Below are 21,174 nucleotides of genomic sequence, written 5' to 3'. Positions count from 1 at the left end.
CTTATTTAAAGTGATTGTATCCTTTCGCTTGAACCAGTTGTGTGTTGCCTCGTACATCCGTTACAAAGAGTCGGCCCTTCAGTTTGTTGCCGTCCTCGTTAAGGTTATCTCTTTGGGCCACATGTCCAATTACGGTTAAGGATTCTTTCTGTGAAAATTCTTCATATTGTGCGCGGCTCATCGTGCCGATCAGTTGAAAATCTTCGCCACCCTGCCAGGCAAACTGATATGGATCAACAGAAGCCTCTTGACTTAACTGTAGGAGCTCTTTGTCCAACGGCAGTTTAGATTCGTCCACATATATATCTACTGCTGAGGCGTTAGCGATTTCATTTAATTCGCTGCTTACGCCGTCGCTAATGTCGTTTAAAGCATGTACGCCGTTTATGCGCAGCGCAGTCCCCAGCTGAACTTGCGGTACCGGCATTTGATGGGCTTTCTTGATTGTTTCATAACCCTTCATATCGTGCAGTAACGCATACAATCCTGCAGCGGCACTGCCAACATTATTTGTAACGAAGACTACATCGCCCGGCTGTGCACCACTTCGATAAACCGCTTGTCCTGACGGGACTTCGCCCACTACAGTAAGATTGACGATCAAGGGGCCCTTCGTTTTAACCGTGTCACCGCCCAAGAGATTCACTTTGAACTCCTGGAAAATCTGCTTAATACCCCGGAACAGCTTTTCTCCATATTCTGTATCAAACGTATCCGGTAAGGCGATGGATATAACGGCCTGTTTCGGCGAGGCGCCCATAGCGGCTATATCGCTGATATTGGCCGCACCTAAGCGATAGCCCACATGGAATGGCTCAGTCGTACGGGCGGAAAAGTGAATGTCCTCCACCATCATATCCGTCGTAATTACCTGATCTGTATGGGGCCCCGCCTTGTACACGGCACAGTCATCGCCGATGCCGAATACTACCGAGTCAGGATCCGCAATCGTATTCTCTTTGATTAAATCAATAAATCCGAATTCACCGCATTCATTTATCTTCATAGAATCTCACACTCATTTACTCAATCGCTAAATTTATAGTCCTTAAATGGTTAACCATTTAATTTTTAGTGGTTAACTTTGTAATGGTCAATCGTTTAATCGTAAAACGTATACTTGTTAAATGTATAGTACAGATGTTTTACATTTTATTATAACACAAAAACTCCCTGCCTCACATCTTGGGCAGGGAGTCCTTATTGTTCTCTTATAGGAGTGACCGGCGCTCTTATTTAACGATTAGTTTGTCCATTCGTTCCATTGGCACTGATAAATCATATCCGCCGTAGGAATCAACTTTCTTACCGTTTACGAGGAATTGAACTTTTTTCACGCCGTTAAATTCAGTCACTGTATTTACCAAAGAGGCTAAGCGAAGTTGTGCGCTTAAACCGTCCAAATTGGAATCACTGAGGAATTCTTTGGATAAATCAATGATGGCTGTATCACCTTTCAGGTTTACGCCGTTAACTTTGGTTCCTTTAGGGAAAATCGGATAGTCTTGACGGCTGTCTTCATCGAGAATGAAGCTTACCGCATAGGCCATAGTCTTTTTATTGCTGTCTACGGTAATTAGCTTCGGTGTTACACCTTTACCATTATCAAGGGGTACATAGATCGTCATTTTTGACATGGTACTTTCACTGCCTGCTGACGCTTTGGCTGTTGTTTGTGTAGTGCTCTTGTTGGCATTGGTTGTGTTACTATCTGTCTGAGCTGTATCACAGCCGGCCAGAACAAGTAATAATGCAGTTGTAATGCCTACCAATAAGAGTCGTAGTGACTTAGTCATATCTGTTACCCCCTAAAATAGTTTTCAATACCGTTTGCGATTTCATCAGCAAATTGCTGCTGTACTTTATCGGTTTTCAACAACGCTTCTTCCTTCGGATTGGAAATAAAGCCCAGTTCAACCAGTACGGCCGGCATCAAAGAACGACGAAGGACGTAAAGATTACCCGGCTGGATGCCGCGGTCACCGGCAAAACCCTCTTCATCTGCAATATAGGATTGAATACGGGACGCCAGTTTTGTATCATATTGTGTCTTTTCATAATAGTATGTGGCAATACCGCCTACGTTAGGATTGCTGAAAGAGTTAATATGAACACTGATAAATAAGTCGGATTCAGATTTAGTACCTACATTTACGCGGGCCTGTAATTCGTCAGGACCACTGGCATTAGGACCGTATACATCCACATCAGTAGTACGTGTCATGTATACTTTGGCACCTTTTTCTTCTAAGGCTTTTTTCAGCTTCATAGAAATCGGCAAGGTTACATCTTTTTCCATTAAGCCTGTAGGTCCGATAGCCCCCGGATCTGTACCGCCGTGGCCCGGATCGATAGTAATAACTTTACCGGCAATACCGCCCGATGTTTTGTAATCAATCTTCGGCATTACAGGTTGTGCCTGTGCATTTGGAATGGCTACCGGCTTTTTAGTCGTTGTTTTAGTGGTTGTACTTGTCGACGCAGTGGAACCTGTATTCACTGTTACGCTCGGCGTACTCTTAGGGCTGCCATAATAGGATGTACGTGGTGCTACCCCTTTTTGCTGAATATCTACTACGATGCGGTCCGGTTTATTGTTGGCTTTGTCCTTTTTCAAGGAAAAAACTTTAATATCGCCTACATCAATAGCACTTGGTGTTTTAATTGTAAGATTGACTGCTTTGCCGTCCTGATCCAATTTGGCCGAGTTGGCAATTTTGTCATTCATAGTTACTGATTTCGTATCAGATTTCAATTTTGCATTTTTTAACTTAATCGTTGTCGTTGTGCCGGCCTTATCGATAGATGCGGACGCTTCCACCGGTGTAGACAGGTTAAGTACTACACGAACGAACGGAATCGGTGCATCATTTCGAGTCACCCAGTACATATCGGTTACATCGGCCGTCTTGGCTGAAACAATTGACAAAGGAATCATAGCAAATGCTAAGAATAGCATCATCCATATTTTACGCAACATAATCACTCCCATCAGTAATGCGTTTGGTTTTTTATGTTTTCTAGTTTACTATTTCGTCTTTTCAAGTCATTTTATTATACCACAAGTTTTTGAAAGAAAATGACTCTTATCTAATTTTCATAATTATCTCACGTAAAAATACGCTATATAGTACCTTTTCGAAACGATTGGTACTATATAGCGTAAAGAAGTTTTTTATCAAGGGTTGACAAGATTTTTAGATATACTATTTATCTGTCGTAATTTGCCATGTGTTTCCGTCCGTATGAATCTGTACAGTTCCCTTTTCGAAGGTGCTGTAGATGGTCATATTTTCCTCTTTCAAACGTTTAATCGTCTGATCGGCCGGATGTCCGTAAATTGATTTTTCACCTACAGAAATAACAGCTGTTTCCGCGCGTACAGATCGCAAGAAGTCTTTTTGTGATGATGTATTACTGCCATGATGGCCTACTTTTAAAAATCTGCTGGATAATTTTGTATTTTGCTCTTTAATGAGGCGATTTTCTTCCAATCGTTCCGCATCACCGGTGAACAACATGGAGAACTTCCCGAACTCCAATTTACCAACAATACTGTTATTGTTTACATCATCACCGCTTTTTTCAGACGTAATCGGATCTGCTTCCCAAGGTGCATACACGGTAAATGTTGCACCATTGCCGAAGTCCACCACATCGCCCTTATAGAGAACGGTGCGAGGAATTTTTAAGCGGTCCACATTCTTCATATACGTATTGTATACGGAGCTGTTGTAAGAAGCACCATTGTCGTATACGTGTTCTATGGGAATGCCGGCCTTCGTAATGGCATAGAAACCGCCTAAATGGTCTGCATGAGGATGTGTGATAATTACATTTTTCAACTTCGTCACATTATATTTTTTCAAATAGGCCACTAAATTGTCGCGGTGATCCACATCCCCTGTATCAATGAGTGAGTAATCATTGCCGGATCGAATCAGAATGGAATCGCCCTGGCCGATGTTGAGTACATATACGTCGAGCGTTCCTTCCACCTGCTTGGAAGCTGTGGTAGATTGATTGAAGCCTGCCGGCAAGTACTCCGCCAAGGAGGAAGCGCACCCGCTCAGGGTAAAGGCCATGAGAACTGTAACGGCCAATGTACCGACTGTGCGGATCCATGTGGCGCTGTGGGCTTTTAACCGGTTTGCCCCGCTCCGGGTCATCTGTAAAAAGAACGCAATTACAGATTGAATAAGTCTAAAGAAATAGGAAAAAATATTCATAAATTAAGTTACTCCAAGTATTATTCCAAGTCTAACAGTTTCATAAGTTCGTATGGCACCTGCTCCGCCACTTCTGTGGCCGTAAAGCCCCATGGACGTTTTTCCTGCAGGCTGTCTGCGCCGGCTCCATGGATATAAACGCCGAGGATGGCCGCCTCCAATGATTCCAGACCTTGAGCCAGTAAGGCACCGATGATACCCGATAAGGTGTCACCCATACCGCCGGAGCCCATGCCTTCGTTACCGGAGCTGTTTACGGCTACAAATCCGTCAGGACCGGCGATTACAGTTGGTGCCCCCTTTAGAACCAAGATCACATTATGGGAGATAGCAAAATCACGGGCAATGCCGATGCGGTCCGCTTCAATGTCTGCTACGGACTTGCCGGAAAGACGGCTGAATTCGCCCGGATGAGGCGTTAAAATAGGCGGAACAGACTTAGCTTTTAACATATCGTCCACAGTGAGAATATTGCCTAAGGCCCATAGTCCGTCCGCATCGATTACGAGCGGTTGTTCCGTAGTGCTGATGAAGTTCTTCGCCAAGGTGCTGATTTCTTCGTTGCGGCCTAAGCCGGGACCGATGACTACAGCATCTTTTCCTTCATTGTGCATGCGTAAATGAATAATATTGCTGAAGCTGCCTGTCAAAATTTCAGGCCAAACTTTTGCCTGCATGGCTTCCAGACAATCCGTAGGAACAACTGCGCTGACCTTGCCGGCACCGGTGCGGAATGCACCTTCCGCCGCCAATACAGGCGCCCCTATCATGCCCGCTGCACCGCCAATGATGAGCACATGACCGTTGGTACCCTTATGAGCGGTCACTTCCCGTTCCGGTACCAGCGAAGCCGCTAACGGCGCATTGATTAACTCCGTAGGAAAATTGTGATTGCCTTCGTCCATTAAGGCCATTTCCCAATTGAAGCCCAATCCTTTTACAATAATTTCACCGCAGTATTCATGAGCCGGATACAAATACATGCCCTGTTTGGCTGCACCGAACGTAACTGTTTTATCTACACCCAAGGTGCCGTTCGATACGGAGCCGTCATTACCGTTTACACCGGATGGCATATCTACAGCGATGACGATAGTGTCTTCATATACATCCAAATACGCTTCCACCGCGTCCAGTACATCCAGCATAGATTCGCGAAGCTCACCGTTTAAGGATGTACCGATCAGCGCATCGACGATTACAGCGGCCCCTTCCAGGCTGTCTACCCCTTCTTCGATGGACATCATAGGAATATCCAATCCTTCGATGATAGCCGCCTGTTTTTCAAACAGATCTGATGTATGACCTGTTGGAGCCGGCGTTATAATTCGTACTTCGTAGCCCATTTCATCCAAATGGCGGGCCGCAACGAGGCCGTCGGCTCCATTATTGCCGAACCCGGACAGGATTACCACTTCTTTCGTGGACGCTTCTTCTTTGAAGCGTTCCTTCAAGCTTTCATCAATTACCTGTGCCACAGCAGAACCGGCATTTTCCATAAGAATGGCAGTTGGTATACGTCCCTTTGTTTCGGCCCAGGCATCAATCCAATGAGCTTCCTGATTAGTAATAATGCGCATTTCTTTCTCCTTTACTTTGTGAGAATAACTGTGGCTGTCGCATAGTCCCGGCAATGACTGATGGAGACTTCAATATGCGAGAACCCCCGCTCCTGTAACATAGCTTTAAACTTACCGTTGCAAATAATATGCGGCGCGCCCAGTTCGTCGCGCTGAACGTAGATTTCATGCCACGAACCGCCGCGAAAACCTGTGCCAAGGGCTTTGAAAAAAGCCTCTTTTGCTGCATACATACCGGCTAATGAAGCCATCTCCTGTTTGCCCCGGCTCTTTGCATAGGCCCGCTCTGATGCGGCAAATACCCGCTCGCCGAAATGCTTGCTCTTCATTACGGCCTTAGCTATGCGGTCTATTTCAATAATATCCGTGCCCAGTCTCAATAGCATCACTCTCCGACTTAAAAACGTTAAACAGATAAAAATACGTATAGTAACTGAATAAATACAAAATAGTCACTAAGTACATATGTAAAAATAGGTATTAAAAAATACATATACAAAAATAGGTATTAAAAACATATGGGCAAATAAGTCACTTAATATATAAATAGGCACTAACTGCATATAAGAAAAGCCCTTATTCAGGGCTTTTCAGTTATCCGCGCAGGGTTTTAATCATAGCGGCACGGTCGTTCGCACCGAATACGGCGGAACCGGCCACTAAAATATCAGCACCGGCTTCGCGCACTAATGGCGCTGTTTCCGGATTGATGCCGCCGTCCACTTCCACCACTGCGTCAGGACGTTTTACATATTCAAAGAGAGCCTTCGCTTTCTTGATCTTACGCAATGCATGTGGAATAAAGGATTGGCCGCCGAAGCCAGGATTTACACTCATAATTAAAATCATATCTAAATCTACTGCAATATCTTCCAATACAGCCACCGGTGTGGACGGATTCAAAGACACGCCCGCTTTCATGCCCGCCTTTTTAATTTCCTGTACTAAGCGATGCATGTGCGGTGTAGCTTCTGCGTGAAAGGTAAAATACTCTGCACCTAATTTGGCAACCGCTTCCACATAATCGGCCGGATTGGTTACCATTAAATGCACGTCAAAAGGAAGTTTAGTCACTTTGCTCAATTCACCTAACATGGATGGACCGAAGGTCAAATTCGGCACAAAGTGACCGTCCATAATATCTACATGCAATAAATCGGCGCCTTTTCTTTCAATATCTAAAATTTCATCTTTTAAGATTGTAAAGTTAGCTGACAACATTGAAGGTGCAATTTTTACCATAGTTTCACCACTTTCTTTGATTTTTAATTTCGTTGCGGATTGTTAAGTATGAATCATAGCGGTTTTGCGAGATAGCGCCTTCTTTTAGCGCATCTTTTACAGCACAAACCGGTTCATGTTCATGATAGCAGGGACTGAATTTACAAGCCCCTTCATAGGTTCTGAATTCCGGATAAAGCGACGTTAACCGCTCTTCAGAAATATCGCTGAAGTCCAGCGCACTGAAACCCGGTGTATCCATAATAAAGGAATCATCATTTAAACTGTATAAGGACGCATGTCTCGTGGTGTGACGGCCGCGCTTAATCTTGTCGCTTACCTCGCCTGTTTGGAAGGCAAACTTCGGCTCAATCGCATTGAGAAGACTGCTCTTGCCTACACCGGACGGACCTGCAAAAGCACTTACTTTATGCTGTAATACTTCTTTTAAGTCCTCAATGCCTTCCCCTGTAATTGTGGACGCAGTGATGACTTTATAGCCTGCATTTTCGTACACTTTTACAAGTTCCACATTGTCTTCTCGGTGTAAGTCCCATTTATTAATGCAAAGAACGAGCGGAATATCCGCATGTTCAATCATAACCAACAGCTTATTGAGCAACAGCTCGTTAATGTCCGGTTCGTGGGCGGCTACTACGAGAATAACCTGGTCCAGATTGGCCACAAACGGGCGTTTCAGCTGGTTATGGCGAGGCAGAATTTCTTCAATGGTGCCGTCCTGCGTATAGGTTACGCGGTCGCCCACCAGTAAGGAGTACCGCTTTTGCTTCAAGCGGCCCCTTACCTTGCATTCAAAAATCTGTCCTGCTTCATTTTGTACATAGAAATATCCGTTTACATTTTTTACTACAATCCCTGTATTCATACATCTCCTATAAGCTTTGATCTTGAACCAGTGTTCCGTTCAGATATACTTGAATTCGCACATTACCTGTACCGGAAATGTCTTTTACGATACGTTCGCCCGGTTGGCCGGTGCCGTCAAATACGGTACGGGAACCGTTATCATCAGATACGACGATACGTACGGACTGATTAGCCTTGCCTGATGGAACTGTGATGTCCACAGTACCGCTGGACTGCTGGCTCTTCGCCGGTGCTGTCGGTTTTGCTTTCGCTTCTGCCGCAAATGTTACGGACGAGCCGGAATCAATTGTGGAACCGGCTGCCGGATTTTGCGTTGTAATTACAGCGTTATCATCGGAAGAACCGCTGATGGAACCTACAGACAATTCAAGTGCTGTCAAGGTATCACGAGCGTCTTTCACTGTCATACCGACAAGATTTGGAACACTTACTTTTTTAGCTTTTACGCGGTTGATAACAATATCAACCGTTGCGCCCTTGTTGACTTTAGAATCACCAGGAGGCGACTGCATTAAGATTACGCCGTCATCCTTGCTGTCATTTGATTCATTGGTAATCTTGCCGATTACGAGACCCAAGTCTTTCAAGCGCGATTTGGCCTGGTCTAAGGTGAGGCCGGTCAGATCCGGCATAGTTATATCGCCAACACCTTTACTTACGACTAAGTGAACCGGACGCTGTTCCTTTACAGATTCGCCCGCTTCAGGACTTTGAGAAATAACCTGTCCTGCCGGCACATCCGGATTGGACACTTCACTAATTGTTACGCGCAAATGGTTGTCTTCTAAAATATGTTTAGCCACTGTTACCTGCTTGCCTACTACATTCGGTACATCAACGGTCGCATTGCTCCAGAAGTTACCGAAACTGAAGAAGGCCCATGCAAAAGCAAAGAGGAAAATTCCCAGTGCGGCTAAAATAACGTATTTGCGAGGCAGATTGCCCAGACGGGTTAACCAGCCTTCGTTTTCGTCCTCTTCCTCCTCGTCTGCACGGCCCATATACACCGTGTCATCAGGTACAGGATGAATTACGTCGGTTACGAAGTCATGAGGCACCGCGCGGGACGTACGGCCTGTAGCAAATCCCTGAGATAAGCGGAGATCGCTGATCATGTCGGAAATGGAAGCAAAGCGGTTTTCCGGCTTCTTTTCCAAGGCTTTCATTACAACGGATTCCAATAATGGAGGAATGCTCGAATTGTAACGTGTAGGCGGAGTTAAACGGTCCTGTACGTGTTTTAAAGCTACGCTGATAGGGGTATCTCCGTCATATGGTACGCGGCCTGTGAGCATTTCATAGAGTACGGCACCTAAGGAATAAATATCCGTGCTGCCGCTTACCGGTTTGCCGCTGGCCTGCTCCGGCGATAAATAATGAGCGGAACCCATAATGGAGTTCGTATACATAATGGTAGTCCCTGCATTGATAGCACGGGCAATACCGAAGTCTGTTACCTTAATGCGGCCTGTAGATGTGATAAGCACATTGTGCGGTTTAATATCACAGTGCACAATGCCCATAGCATGGGCGTGTTCCAGACCTTCCGCAATAGCGATAGTGAACTTAACAGCTTGATCCACGGAGAGCATCTTGTGGCGAACAATATATTCTTTTAAGGTTTCACCTTCTACATATTCCATAACGATGTAATTGTAGCCTTGGTCGAAACCTACATCATACATACTTACAATGTTGGGATGATTCAGTTTGCCCGCCGCTTGAGCTTCGCGTTTAAACTTTGAAACAAATTCTTCATCACCTGCAAAATTGGCGTGTAAAATTTTGATAGCTACGATGCGGCCCAACAAGGTATCTTTACCTTTAAATACATCGGCCATGCCGCCAACGCCTATTTTTGAAATGATCTCATAGCGATTGTCAAGGACTAACCCTTGCAGCTTCGTTTTTATTTCTTTCATTATCTATACCTCACTCCACGGTCCCTACTACAATCGTAACATTATCTTTAGCGCCCTGGTCATATACAAGCTGTATTAAATCTTCTACCAGGCGTTCGTCAGACGGCTCGTGTTTGAACGCAGCCTCGATAACTTCCGGCGATACATAGCCGGTTAATCCGTCGGAACAAAGCATGATGCGGTCACCCGGAGCTACTTCGAGTTTACCTCCATCCACTTCAACAAAAGGTTCCACGCCGATGGCACGGGTCAATATATTGCGCTGCGGATGATTGATCATTTCCTGCTTTTCCAGTTCACCTGCATCGTATAAAGCCTGTACCATAGAGTGATCGGTGCTAATCTGACGGAGTGACTGATCTTTGAAAATGTATAGTCGGCTGTCGCCTACATTGGCCCAGTATAAGGTATTGGCGTATACATAAGCAACAACTGCGGTGGTTCCCATTCCTTCAAGAGCCGGTGTTTCTTTTACGCGATTGTAAACTTCTTCGTTCGCCTTATTCATGTAAGAGCGAATCAGTTCAACAGAAGGATGTTTACATTGCTTGAACTGCTTAGCTAAGGAATCGACAACCATGGTACTGGCAATTTCGCCGCCTTTGTAGCCGCCCATGCCGTCCGTGACAATGCTCAACGACTTATCGATGAAAAATCGATCTTCGTTGCGCTGTCGAACTAAGCCTATTTTACTTATGCCGATACTTTTCATAGAGTCTCCTTTACATACTGTGTAGTACGGTCAATACATATGCTGAATCTGCCGCTTATTCTTCAGACGATCCTGTTGGCTGTTCAGCCTCGGTTGTCTGCTTTTCCACGTCTGCCGCATGTTGAATTTTTAACTGACCGCATGCTGCCTGAATGGCATCGCCCATCTCTTTACGTACCGTAACCGATACGCCATAGGAAGCTACAATATTCTTAAACGCTTCCGTATTTCGTTTAGATGGTTTAAATAAATGAATGTGTTCGTTGCCGTTTACCGGAATGAGGTTCACATTGCAGTTCGGGAATGATTTTACCAACTGCCCCAACTCATGAGCCTGTGCAACGGACGCATTAACACCGTCGATTAAAATATATTCAAAGGTAATTCGGCGATCTGTTTTTTCGTAGTACGTACGAACGGCCGCCAAAATATCATCCAATTTGTAGTAGGCGCCGATTGGCATAATTTCACGACGAATTGTATCGTTCGGTGCATGTAAGCTTAATGCCAACGTAATCGGAATTCCTTCTTCGGCCAATAAGTAGATATTTTCCACAATACCGCAAGTAGATAAAGTCATGCGGCGATAACCGATATCAAAGGATTCTTTTTCGTGTAAGAAACGAAGCGCTTTAATCGTATTCACGTAGTTCTGTAACGGTTCGCCCGCCCCCATCACTACGATGGAGTGAATGCGTTCTTTTAAAAGAGCGCCGAACAGGAGTACCTGTCCTACGATTTCATGGGTTTCCAAGTTGCGGTACAAGCCGCCTGTGGTGGATGCACAGAAGATGCAGCCCATAGCACAGCCCACTTGGGAAGACACGCATACGGAGTTGCCGTAATGCTGCTTCATAAGCACTGTTTCTACCTGATTGTTATCTTCAAAGCGAAGTAACAATTTGATGGTCTGTCCGTCAGGTGCCGTTTTCTCGGTTACTACCTGAGGGATGGAGATTTTACAATTCTCCCCTAACCACTGACGCATGCTTTCAGGGAGCTGCGTCATATCTTTGAAATCAAAAATATATCGTTTGTAAATGTAATCCATGAGCTGCTTAGCTCTAAATTTCGGAAATCCGTGCTCTGTTATAAAAGCTTGCATTTCCTCCAGGTTTTTACCTAATAGTTCCATTTGTATCTATCCTTTTTCTAAGGCGGGCTATAAAGAAACCGTCCATTTCATCGCGGTTCGGCCACAGCGTTACCATGGGACCGCTTACAGGGAACGGCACATATGGCGCCGCATCTTCCAGAATAAACTCACTGTGCTTATCCAGAAATGCCTGTACAACACCTTCGTTTTCACGGCTGTTGATGGTACAGGTGGAATACACCAGAATGCCGCCGGGCTTCACCGTTTGTGCAGCCTGTTCTAAAATCTGAAACTGCAGTTTCGGCAGACGCTCCAGCTGTTCCGGATCTTTTTCCCAGCGCATGTCCAGCTTTCGCTGCATAATGCCGAGGCCCGAACAAGGCACATCGGCCAATACTTTATCGAAATGCTCATTCCACTTCTTCGGTAAATCTGTCGCATCGCCATGAGTTAATTCAATGTTCGTAATACCCAGGCGTTTGGCGTTGTGGTCCATGAGCTGTAATTTATGTTCATGTATATCGTTGGATACGATGTGACCTTCATTGTTCATAAGGACCGCCAAATGCATGGACTTGCCACCCGGTGCGGCACAGCAATCCAGGATCGTGTCTCCCGTAGCCGGTGCCATCACATAGGCCACTACCATGGATGCCAAATCGGAGAATGTAATAAAACCGTTCTTAAACCACGGCGATTCATCGATAGCACCTTCGTGGCGGTTAATGAAAATAGCGTCGTCCAATTTCGGAGACGGTTCCACAATCCAGCCCGCTTTCGCCATCTCATCCAGTACTTCAGATCGTGTGGCTTTCAGCGTATTTACACGGGCCGTAAGACGTGGCGAAGTATTAAACCACTCGCAAAGGCCAATGGTCGTTGTTTCACCGTATTCTTTCAGCCAAAGGTCAAGAAGCCATGTTGGCTGATTGTATATAAAGGCCAGTCGTTCTGTCGGTGTCTTTGCCAATTCATCAATGGCATAATCGTCGCTGTTACGCAGATAATTGCGCAACACGCCGTTTACGAAACCTTCCAGACCGCGGGTCATCTTTTTCGCAAGTTTAACCGACTCGTTTACCGCCGCACTTTCCGGCACTTTGTCCAGATAAATGAGCTGGTATAAACCGAGTCGTATAATTTGTAAGGCCAATGGGGATAATTTCTTTAAGGGCCGCTTTGTCAGTGCCACAATAATGGCATCTAAATAGTTTTTACGGCGTACTACACCGTATACCAGTTCAGTAAAGAAACGGCGATCCACATCGCGCATATTCTGTTTTTTGATGTAGTCTTGGAGGACCAAGTTGGCATATGCCTTTTTACGTTCAATCTCATCCAGAGCCTGTACAGCTACTCGACGGACGTTGATCGTCTTTACTTCTTCTTTAGCCATTAATTAATTTCTCCACAGCTTCTTTAATTCTATCTGTATCTACACGCGTATTGCAGCATGGGCCGCAAGGACGTTCATTGAGGACGCCGATAACAGGAATGGGAAATACATCATTCATTCCGCTCACCAGGTCCCGTTCACAGGCAATGGCCACAATGGCCTTTGGTTTCACCTTTTTTATCATAAGGCGTGCCAGTGTACCGCCGGTAACAACCAGAAAATGACAGCCATATGTATCGGCTATGTCTAACAGTGTTCCTACCTGACAGCGTCCGCATCGCTTGCAGTTATGTACGTCCGTCGTTACTTTATGAACGCAGTCGCTCTGCTGCAGGCAATGAGGGGTTAAAAGCAGTACCCGGTCGGCCGGCACTTTATATAAATTCAACTCTACCAAGTAATTGATTAAGTCAATTAAGGACTGACTGATGCGGTCCTTAGAAATTCCGAGAATGCGTCCTACCAGTATAACCGCCGGGAAAAATGCGTAGAGCCAGCGGTTGCTGAGGCGCAGTAAAATAAAATGAATCTTAATATATTTAGTTGTGGCCAATAACATAAGGCCCCACATAAACCAGCATACAACAGGTATGAGGGCCAAGACAATTTCAACACTCACCGCTACAGTCATGCCATAGCGAATAAGTCCGGGCCAAAGTAAATAACCTAATACAGCAAGCAAAGCCGTGAGTAATGCAAAGACAAGGCCTGTAAGCTTGAAGTATAAAGGATATCTGCCTAATACATTATGGTTGCTCATTAAATGCCATTCCTGCCTTTACCTGATGGCCGCGACAAAAATCGCCGGCACTCATACGTTTTTTATTTTCCGGCTGAACTTCCAACACTTCCAGTACACCATTACCGGTAGCGACAAAGAAAGAGTTTTCAGATACTTTTACAATCGTACCCGGTGTATTGTCGGAGCCGGATACAGCATCCGCCGTCTGAGCCAGCCAGACTTTTAAACGCTTACCGTTAAAATATGTATAGCAGCCCGGCGCAGGATTTAAGCCTCTAATCTTAAAGCCTAATGCGCGAGCACTTTCATTCCAATCAATGAGGCCCATTTCTTTAGTGATTTTGCCTGCGTAAGTGGCTTTGGCGTCATCCTGTTTTACAGGTTTAATGGAGCCGGAAATCCAATCAGAGATTGCACTGTTGATGGATTCGCCACCCATTGCAGCTAAGCGGTCAAACAATTGTCCTGCGGTTTCCAACGGTTCGATAGCCGTGGTTACAACCTTGAGCATATCGCCTGTGTCGAGGCCGTCATCCATTTTCATAATTGTAACGCCCGTTTCAGTGTCTCCGTTTAAAATGGAAGCCTGAATCGGCGCGGCACCGCGATACTTCGGAAGTAAAGAGGCATGTACGTTTATGCAGCCATACTGTGGCAAGGCAATAAGCCATGGCGGTAAAATCTTACCGTATGCCACAACTACGATTAAGTCCGGATTCAGTTCACGTAATAACTGTTCACTTGCTTCATCGCGCAAGGTAACCGGCTGATAAACAGGAATATTATGTTTCAGTGCCGTTTCTTTCACCGGACACATGGTAATCTTCTGACCGCGGCCGCGTTGTTTGTCAGGCTGACAAAAGGCGCCGATCACTTCATGAGACCCTTCAATAAGAGCCTCCAAGGTTGGCACAGCAAAATCAGGAGTCCCCATAAACACAATTCGTAATGATTTCATCGGTCCTCCTACTTCGCTTCCTCTGCGAGAGTTTCAGCTGTTTCGGCAGATTTGTCCGCTGCATTTGCTGTTACGGCGTCAGCTTCTTTGTCGGTTTCCACTGCATTAGCTTCTTTTGCTTCAACAGCTGTTTCTTTAGCTTCGCTGTGGGAATCTTCCGCTTCTTCAGCTGTAGTTTCTGCGGAAAGAGCGGTAACTTTTTCTACGAATAAAATACCGTTTAAATGGTCGATTTCATGTTGAATGATACGCGCTAAAAAGCCTTCCGCTTTAATTTTTTTCTTTTTGTTATTGCGGTCGATGTAGTGAACTTCAATTTCATTGAAACGGTCCACGTCGCCGAAGTAACCCGGAACACTTAAACAACCTTCCAGGCCAATCTGAGAACCACAGGCTTTTACGATTTCAGGATTGATAAATTCCTGAAGGCCGGTGCCGTCGTCCACCACAATAATACGCTGAGATACTCTTACCTGCGGTGCAGCCAAACCTACACCGTCAGATTCGCGCATAGTTTGCGCCATGTCGTCCAATAACTGACGAACTTTCTTATTTACAAATGGTACGGGCTCGGCAATACGTTTGAGTACCGGGGACCCGATTTTCGCAATGTCTAAAACAGCCATATTTTCTCCTTATATAGGGTCTACATCGATGTGCAGACCGTCTTGTGTAAATATCCATGAATTATAAATGTGAGACTTTATGTCTTTCAGTTCCGTACCGCGAATCATAATCGATATGCGATACAAGTCTCGAATTTTGCGTATACCTTCATCATAAGGGCCCAGGACTTCAACTACGTCGTCCTTGGCAAAAGGCATGAGCTCGTCCGCAATTTTTTGGGCAATCTCCATTCCTTTTGCGTAGTCCTTATGTTGAATTTTAAGTTGAATCATATGACCGAACGGCGGATATTGTAAGGCTTCTCTCGTTTCGATTTCTTCCTTATAAAATCCTTCATAGTCATGATTCTTACTCTTTATTATAGCATAATGTAAGGGATTATAGGTTTGAATTACTACTTTCCCGTTTCCCGTTACACGGCCGGCTCGTCCCGCCACCTGAGTGAGCAGGTCAAAGGTGCGTTCCGACGCGCTGTAGAGCGGAATATGCAGTATGGAATCAGCTGTTAACACGCCTACAGCCGTAACGCCTTTGAAGTCGTGTCCCTTCGCCACCATCTGCGTACCCAGCAAGATATCATATGCACCGGCGCCGAAGCGGTTGAGGATTTCCTCCCCCTGTCCTTTCTTGGCCGTTACGTCCTGATCCAGACGGGCAATACGTGCATGAGGGAAATTACGACATAACAGTTCCTGCACCTTTTGAGTGCCGGAACCGAAATACTTAATCTGATCACTTTTACAGTGAGGACAAACTTTCGGAATTGGCTCATGGTGTTCGCAATAATGACAGCGCAATTCTTCCCCTTCGCTGTGATACACCATGGCAATGTCACAGTGAGGACATTTTATCGTTTCTCCGCAATTGCGGCACATAACAAAGGTGCTGAAACCGCGGCGATTCAACAAGATAATCATCTGCTCTTTTTTTGCCAGCGTATCTTTAATCAAGCTGAATAAGGCGCCGGAAAATACAGAGCGATTCCCATAGATGAGTTCTTCCTTCATATCCACAATCTGTACAGCCGGCAAAGGCTGATGGAAAATACGATGCTTTAACTCCAGCAATGTATATTCTCCATGAAGGGCTTTGTAATAGGATGTAACAGACGGCGTGGCTGATCCGAGAATTAGCGGACACTGATGTGCTTCCGCACGCCATAAGGCCACCTCTTTGGCATGGTAACGAATCATATCTTCCTGTTTATAGGACGTATCATGTTCTTCGTCCACTACAATGACTCCAATATCGTCAGTAGGGGCAAAAATAGCGGATCGGGCGCCGATAATGATATGACTGTCCTTGCGGCGTAGTCGTTCCCAGTTATTGTACCGTTGACTGATGGTCAGCTTACTGTGGAATACTACCACTTCATCGCCGAAGACTTCTACAAATCGAGTAACAATCTGATTGGTAAGCATAATCTCAGGAACCAGAATAATCGCAATCTTGTTTTTTTCCAAACATTCCTTGGCGGCCTTCATATAAATCTGCGTTTTACCGCTACCTGTAATGCCGTGAAGCAAAAAAGTTTCATGACGGCCTTCCTCAATGGATTTGTAAATCGGCGTATACACCGTTTGTTGATCATCCGTAAGGGGAATGTCTTCTATCTTCTTGTAAGCATACGGCGTCTGTGTGGCTTTGTAACGCTCTTCCACCACGATACCCGGAAGCTGCATAACCTGTTTAATAACCATCAGCGAATAGCCATCCCGTTTTAAGTGGTCCACTGATGCGGTTTTTAAATCGTCTAAGTAAAATGCAAGTTCTCGCTGCTTTCGATTGCGCTTTGGAACCAGTTCGGGATTGAAATCCGGCTGCACAACGAGCCATTGCATTTTAGGGCGTTCATACCCTTTTAATTCTTTTTTATCAATCGTAAAGAGACTTAGGGACTCGGACAGAGCGCACAGATAATAGCGGCTTAAGCGCTTAGCCGTGCTCAGCATTTCCGCCGTGAACCAAGGTGTGCTGTCCAATACCGCCTGGATTGGTCGTAAACGGTAAGCGGGCGGTTCTTCCAAGTCCCGATAACCGATAATAATTCCCTCTTCCCGGCTTGGTCCGAGCGGTACGAGTACACGCGTGCCAACGGGAATGGTGCCGAATTTTTCCGGTACTGTATAGCTGAATGGATCATTCATAGCTTTAGCCGGTCGATTGATAATAATCTCTGCTACACGCACATACTCGCCTCCTTTGTTTTACTCTTAATTATACCATTATTTGGCAATATAAAAAAAGACAGGATATAGAAGGTTTTTACCCCTTAATGTAACTGTTTTCCTGTTCTCACCAAGGGGGTTTAAAACCCACCATATCCCGTTCAATGTATTATTATAAACCTGATTCTAAGCGAAGTGTTACCGCTTTATCTGTGCGTTCCCAAGGAAGATCCACATCGGTACGGCCGAAGTGACCATACGCTGCAGTCTGATGGTAAATAGGACGCAATAAGTCAAGCATTTCAATGATACCTGCCGGACGAAGATCGAAGTGCTTGTTTACCAATTCGATAATACGTTCTTCAGATACTTTGTTAGTACCGAATGTTTCAACCATTACGGATACAGGTTTTGCTACGCCGATAGCGTATGCAATCTGGATTTCGCATTTGTCGGCCAAGCCGGCAGCTACGATATTCTTAGCTACGTAACGAGCTGCATAAGCGGCACTGCGGTCTACTTTTGTAGGATCCTTGCCGGAGAATGCACCGCCTCCGTGACGAGCCATGCCGCCGTAAGTATCAACGATGATCTTACGACCTGTTAAGCCGGCGTCACCTTGAGGACCGCCGATTACGAAACGACCTGTTGGATTGATGAAGTATTTAGTGTTTTCATCAATGAAGCCTTCTGGCAATACAGGTGTGATTACATATTTCTTAAGATCCGCTTCGATTTGTTCGCGTGTTACTTCAGGACCGTGCTGTGTGGAAATAACGATAGTTTCGATGCGTTTAGGCACGCCGTCCACATATTCCACAGTTACCTGAGTTTTACCGTCCGGACGGAGGTAATCCAAAGTGCCGTCTTTACGAACTTTAGTAAGCTGGCGAGATAAGCGGTGAGCCAAAGCGATTGGCATTGGCATGAATTCTTCAGTTTCGTTGGAAGCGTAACCGAACATCATACCTTGGTCGCCGGCGCCAATCTTATCAAATTTATCAGTACCGCCTTCGCGGGTTTCTAAAGCATCATCAACGCCCATTGCGATGTCGGCGGACTGTTCGTCGATAGATACGTTAATGCCGCAAGTATCGCAGTCGAAACCGAATTTGGCGCGAGTATAGCCGATTTCTCTAATTGTATTACGAACGATGTGTGGAATGTCCACATAACATTTCGTTGAAATTTCCCCTACTACATGAACCTGGCCTGTTGTTACCAAGGTTTCGCATGCTACGTGAGCACTTGGGTCTTTTGCTAAAATTGCATCAAGAACTGCATCAGAAATTTGGTCAGCAATTTTATCGGGATGACCTTCTGTTACGGACTCTGATGTGAAAAAAACATGTTTTTCAGCCATTTTATCCATTACCTCCATAAAAAAATTCCTCATCAGCCGATGAGGAATAAAACCCCATCTTTCGGCATTACCGTCGGACTTAGCACCTTTTCTTGCGAATGGTTGCTGTAGCTTCACAGGGCCTTTCCCTCCACTACTCTTGATGAGAATACTGTTTGTATATAAGTTAATGCGATTAAGAATCACATTTGATATTATACTATAGAATTACATTTCTGCCAAGGCTAAAATTATACGCTTTGCCACATCATCCTTGCTCATAAGCGGCAAGTCGACCACCTGGTCGCCCGGATAGATGAAGCTTACCTTATTCGTATCTACATTAAAGCCTGCCCCGGCCTTACTTACATCGTTGGCTACGAGCATATCCAAATTCTTGTTATGCACCTTGCCCTTGCCGTTTTCAATGACATTTTGCGTTTCTGCGGCAAAACCGATCAGCTTCTGATGTGTTTTCTTTTCGCCTAAGCCTTTTAAGATATCAGGATTTTTTATAAGTTTTAACTCTAATGTATCCATTTTCTTGATTTTTTCAGGCGCCACATCAGCTACGCGGAAATCGGCTACAGCTGCAGCCATAATAACGGCGTCACAATCGTCATATAAAGACTGAACCGTGTCATTCATATGGCGAGCGGAGTCAACATTGATGACTTCAACGCCATACGGTGCCGGCAAATGATTCGGAGCGGCCACTAAGATAGTGCGTGCCCCATGCAGTGCGGCCTGTCTGGCGATAGCAAATCCCATTTTTCCGCTTGAACGGTTACCGATAAAGCGCACAGGATCGATGGCTTCTTCTGTGCCACCGGCTGTAACGAGTACAGTTTTACCTTTCAGTAAATCCGTCTTATTAAGCTCGAACGACAACCAAGCTACAATATCAACCGGTTCCGGTAAACGACCGATACCGGACGTACCGCATGCCAATTGACCACTGGCCGCCGGCAAAATATGATGTCCGTATTCTTCCAGCGTTTTAAAATTGCGCTGCGTAATCGGGTTTTCATACATATTCGTATTCATGGCCGGACAAAGATAGATAGGTGCTTTCGTAGCGAGCAGCTGCGTCGTAAGCATATCATCCGCAATACCGGCGGCCATCTTAGCGATTATATTGGCTGTAGCAGGTACAACAACATATGCATCCGCCCAGGTAGCCAGTGAAATATGTTCCACATTCCAATCGTGAATGTTTTCAAACATTTCCACCGCCACAGGATTACCGCTGATTTCACCAAATGTCATAGGAGCGACAAATTTGGTGGCATTACGGGTCATAACGACTTTAACTTCCGCGCCCGCTTTTCGTAGTCGGCTCACCACTTCCACTGCCTTGTAACAGGCAATACCGCCGCTAACGCCGACTATAATATGTTTGTTTTTCATGGGTCACCTTCAAGTTATATTTACAGAATTTGTAAAATTACTTAATGCCGTCCTTTGTACGGGAGAAACCAATTTTGTTTTCCGCAATTTCATGAAGTGCAATAGACACCGGCTTATCTGTATCAAGGCCGGATACTAGCGGCTCCTGACCGTCAGTAAGCTCGCGGGCGCGTTTAGCCGCCAAAGTTACCAATGTGTACTTGCTGTCAACAAAAGGTTCCAATTCTTTTAATAATGGTTTTACCATCATAATAACTACACCTCATCTTTTCTGTATTGATTGTAAATATACTGAATCTTTTCTTTATTGCGCTTAATACGGCAGGCTTCGGCGCGTAAAATAGACGCAACCTTCTCTACTGCATCAGGCAATACATCGTTTACCACAATGTAGTCATAGCGATGCGCCAGAGCCAATTCGGAACTGGCCTTGGATAAACGCTTGTTGATTACATCTGTAGCATCTGTGCCGCGATCACGCAGGCGCGTAGATAAAATATCCAGTGAAGGCGGCACGATGTAAATAAATACGGCTTCACTGAAACGCTCTTTAACCTGCATAGCGCCCTGAATATCAATCTCCAGGATTACGCTCTTGCCTTCGCTGAGCAAGTTCATTACATGCTGCTTAGGCGTGCCATAGTAATTATCATATACTTTGGCATATTCGAGAAATGCATCTTCTTCAATAAGACGTTGGAATTCTTCCTTATCTCTGAAGAAGTAGCTTACTCCTTCTTCCTCTCCAACTCTAGGTGCACGCGTCGTCATAGAGACAGAATAAACCAAGTTTGGCATTTCTTTTCGCAAAGCGGAACAGATTGTTCCCTTGCCGGCACCGGATGGTCCAGAAAGAACGATTAATATACCTCTATCCGACATA

19 protein-coding genes, 1 pseudogene and 1 riboswitch are annotated in these 21,174 nt (G+C 45.2%); all 20 genes and pseudogenes read right to left on the bottom strand.

Annotation, left to right across the window (positions count from 1 at the left end; translation table 11 throughout):
• Position 1: 1 nt before the first annotated feature.
• The 20 genes and pseudogenes from thiL to gmk all read right to left on the bottom strand — a co-directional run bounded on the left by thiL (position 2) and on the right by gmk (position 21,173).
• Complete coding sequence (thiL, locus tag KHZ77_RS00975; RefSeq protein WP_295194764.1) at positions 2-1,006, bottom strand: thiamine-phosphate kinase; 1,005 nt, start codon at positions 1,004-1,006, stop codon at positions 2-4.
• 226 nt (positions 1,007-1,232) lie between these two features.
• Positions 1,233-1,796, bottom strand: coding sequence for a GerMN domain-containing protein (locus KHZ77_RS00970; protein WP_295194762.1), 564 nt, complete (start codon positions 1,794-1,796; stop codon positions 1,233-1,235).
• Between the two features lie 5 nt (positions 1,797-1,801).
• Positions 1,802-2,977, bottom strand: coding sequence for an N-acetylmuramoyl-L-alanine amidase (locus tag KHZ77_RS00965; RefSeq protein WP_295195109.1), 1,176 nt, complete (start codon positions 2,975-2,977; stop codon positions 1,802-1,804).
• A 229-nt stretch (positions 2,978-3,206) separates the two neighbouring features.
• Positions 3,207-4,229, bottom strand: coding sequence for a ComEC/Rec2 family competence protein (locus tag KHZ77_RS00960; RefSeq protein WP_295194760.1), 1,023 nt, complete (start codon positions 4,227-4,229; stop codon positions 3,207-3,209).
• Positions 4,230-4,249: 20 nt separating this feature from the next.
• The gene (locus tag KHZ77_RS00955; protein ID WP_295194758.1) at positions 4,250-5,809 is read right to left on the bottom strand and encodes an NAD(P)H-hydrate dehydratase; all 1,560 of its coding nucleotides are present in this window, start codon (positions 5,807-5,809) and stop codon (positions 4,250-4,252) included.
• A gap of 11 nt (positions 5,810-5,820) precedes the next feature.
• Entirely contained in the window at positions 5,821-6,189 is a 369-nt protein-coding gene (acpS, locus tag KHZ77_RS00950; protein WP_295195107.1) for a holo-ACP synthase, read from the bottom strand.
• Between the two features lie 214 nt (positions 6,190-6,403).
• Positions 6,404-7,051, bottom strand: a complete 648-nt coding sequence (rpe, locus tag KHZ77_RS00945; RefSeq protein ID WP_295194756.1) for a ribulose-phosphate 3-epimerase — start codon at positions 7,049-7,051, stop codon at positions 6,404-6,406.
• Positions 7,052-7,055: 4 nt separating this feature from the next.
• Positions 7,056-7,916: a ribosome small subunit-dependent GTPase A gene (gene rsgA, locus KHZ77_RS00940; protein ID WP_295194753.1), complete on the bottom strand. Its 861-nt coding sequence runs from the start codon at positions 7,914-7,916 to the stop codon at positions 7,056-7,058.
• Positions 7,917-7,923: 7 nt separating this feature from the next.
• The gene (gene pknB / locus KHZ77_RS00935) at positions 7,924-9,840 is read right to left on the bottom strand and encodes a Stk1 family PASTA domain-containing Ser/Thr kinase (RefSeq protein ID WP_295194750.1); all 1,917 of its coding nucleotides are present in this window, start codon (positions 9,838-9,840) and stop codon (positions 7,924-7,926) included.
• Between the two features lie 10 nt (positions 9,841-9,850).
• Entirely contained in the window at positions 9,851-10,552 is a 702-nt protein-coding gene (locus tag KHZ77_RS00930; protein ID WP_295194749.1) for a Stp1/IreP family PP2C-type Ser/Thr phosphatase, read from the bottom strand.
• Positions 10,553-10,607: 55 nt separating this feature from the next.
• Positions 10,608-11,687: a 23S rRNA (adenine(2503)-C(2))-methyltransferase RlmN gene (rlmN, locus tag KHZ77_RS00925; RefSeq protein ID WP_295194747.1), complete on the bottom strand. Its 1,080-nt coding sequence runs from the start codon at positions 11,685-11,687 to the stop codon at positions 10,608-10,610.
• Positions 11,671-13,044, bottom strand: a complete 1,374-nt coding sequence (rsmB, locus tag KHZ77_RS00920) for a 16S rRNA (cytosine(967)-C(5))-methyltransferase RsmB (RefSeq protein WP_295194745.1) — start codon at positions 13,042-13,044, stop codon at positions 11,671-11,673. The genes rlmN and rsmB overlap by 17 nt, the downstream gene beginning before the upstream one ends.
• Entirely contained in the window at positions 13,037-13,804 is a 768-nt protein-coding gene (locus KHZ77_RS00915; RefSeq protein WP_295194743.1) for a DUF116 domain-containing protein, read from the bottom strand. Before KHZ77_RS00915 ends, rsmB begins: the two co-directional genes overlap by 8 nt.
• The gene (gene fmt / locus KHZ77_RS00910; RefSeq protein WP_295194741.1) at positions 13,791-14,744 is read right to left on the bottom strand and encodes a methionyl-tRNA formyltransferase; all 954 of its coding nucleotides are present in this window, start codon (positions 14,742-14,744) and stop codon (positions 13,791-13,793) included. Before fmt ends, KHZ77_RS00915 begins: the two co-directional genes overlap by 14 nt.
• A 107-nt stretch (positions 14,745-14,851) precedes the next feature.
• Positions 14,852-15,370, bottom strand: a pseudogene (gene def / locus KHZ77_RS00905) (peptide deformylase); the annotation flags it as partial.
• 9 nt (positions 15,371-15,379) lie between these two features.
• Positions 15,380-17,560 (bottom strand): primosomal protein N', encoded by a 2,181-nt coding sequence (gene priA / locus KHZ77_RS00900; protein WP_295194738.1) that lies wholly within the window; start codon positions 17,558-17,560, stop codon positions 15,380-15,382.
• A gap of 151 nt (positions 17,561-17,711) precedes the next feature.
• Entirely contained in the window at positions 17,712-18,902 is a 1,191-nt protein-coding gene (gene metK / locus KHZ77_RS00895; RefSeq protein ID WP_295195105.1) for a methionine adenosyltransferase, read from the bottom strand.
• Between the two features lie 51 nt (positions 18,903-18,953).
• A riboswitch (SAM riboswitch) is annotated at positions 18,954-19,051 on the bottom strand.
• Between the two features lie 58 nt (positions 19,052-19,109).
• Positions 19,110-20,291 (bottom strand): bifunctional phosphopantothenoylcysteine decarboxylase/phosphopantothenate--cysteine ligase CoaBC, encoded by a 1,182-nt coding sequence (gene coaBC, locus KHZ77_RS00890; RefSeq protein ID WP_295194736.1) that lies wholly within the window; start codon positions 20,289-20,291, stop codon positions 19,110-19,112.
• A 37-nt stretch (positions 20,292-20,328) separates the two neighbouring features.
• Positions 20,329-20,541, bottom strand: coding sequence for a DNA-directed RNA polymerase subunit omega (gene rpoZ, locus KHZ77_RS00885; protein WP_295194734.1), 213 nt, complete (start codon positions 20,539-20,541; stop codon positions 20,329-20,331).
• Positions 20,542-20,546: 5 nt separating this feature from the next.
• Entirely contained in the window at positions 20,547-21,173 is a 627-nt protein-coding gene (gene gmk / locus KHZ77_RS00880; protein ID WP_295194731.1) for a guanylate kinase, read from the bottom strand.
• Position 21,174: the final 1 nt, after the last annotated feature.

Source organism: Veillonella sp. (assembly GCF_018364065.1).
Taxonomy (GTDB): domain Bacteria; phylum Bacillota; class Negativicutes; order Veillonellales; family Veillonellaceae; genus Veillonella_A.
Note: the sequence above shows the minus strand (reverse complement) of the source record. Positions and strands in the feature narration are given on the sequence as shown.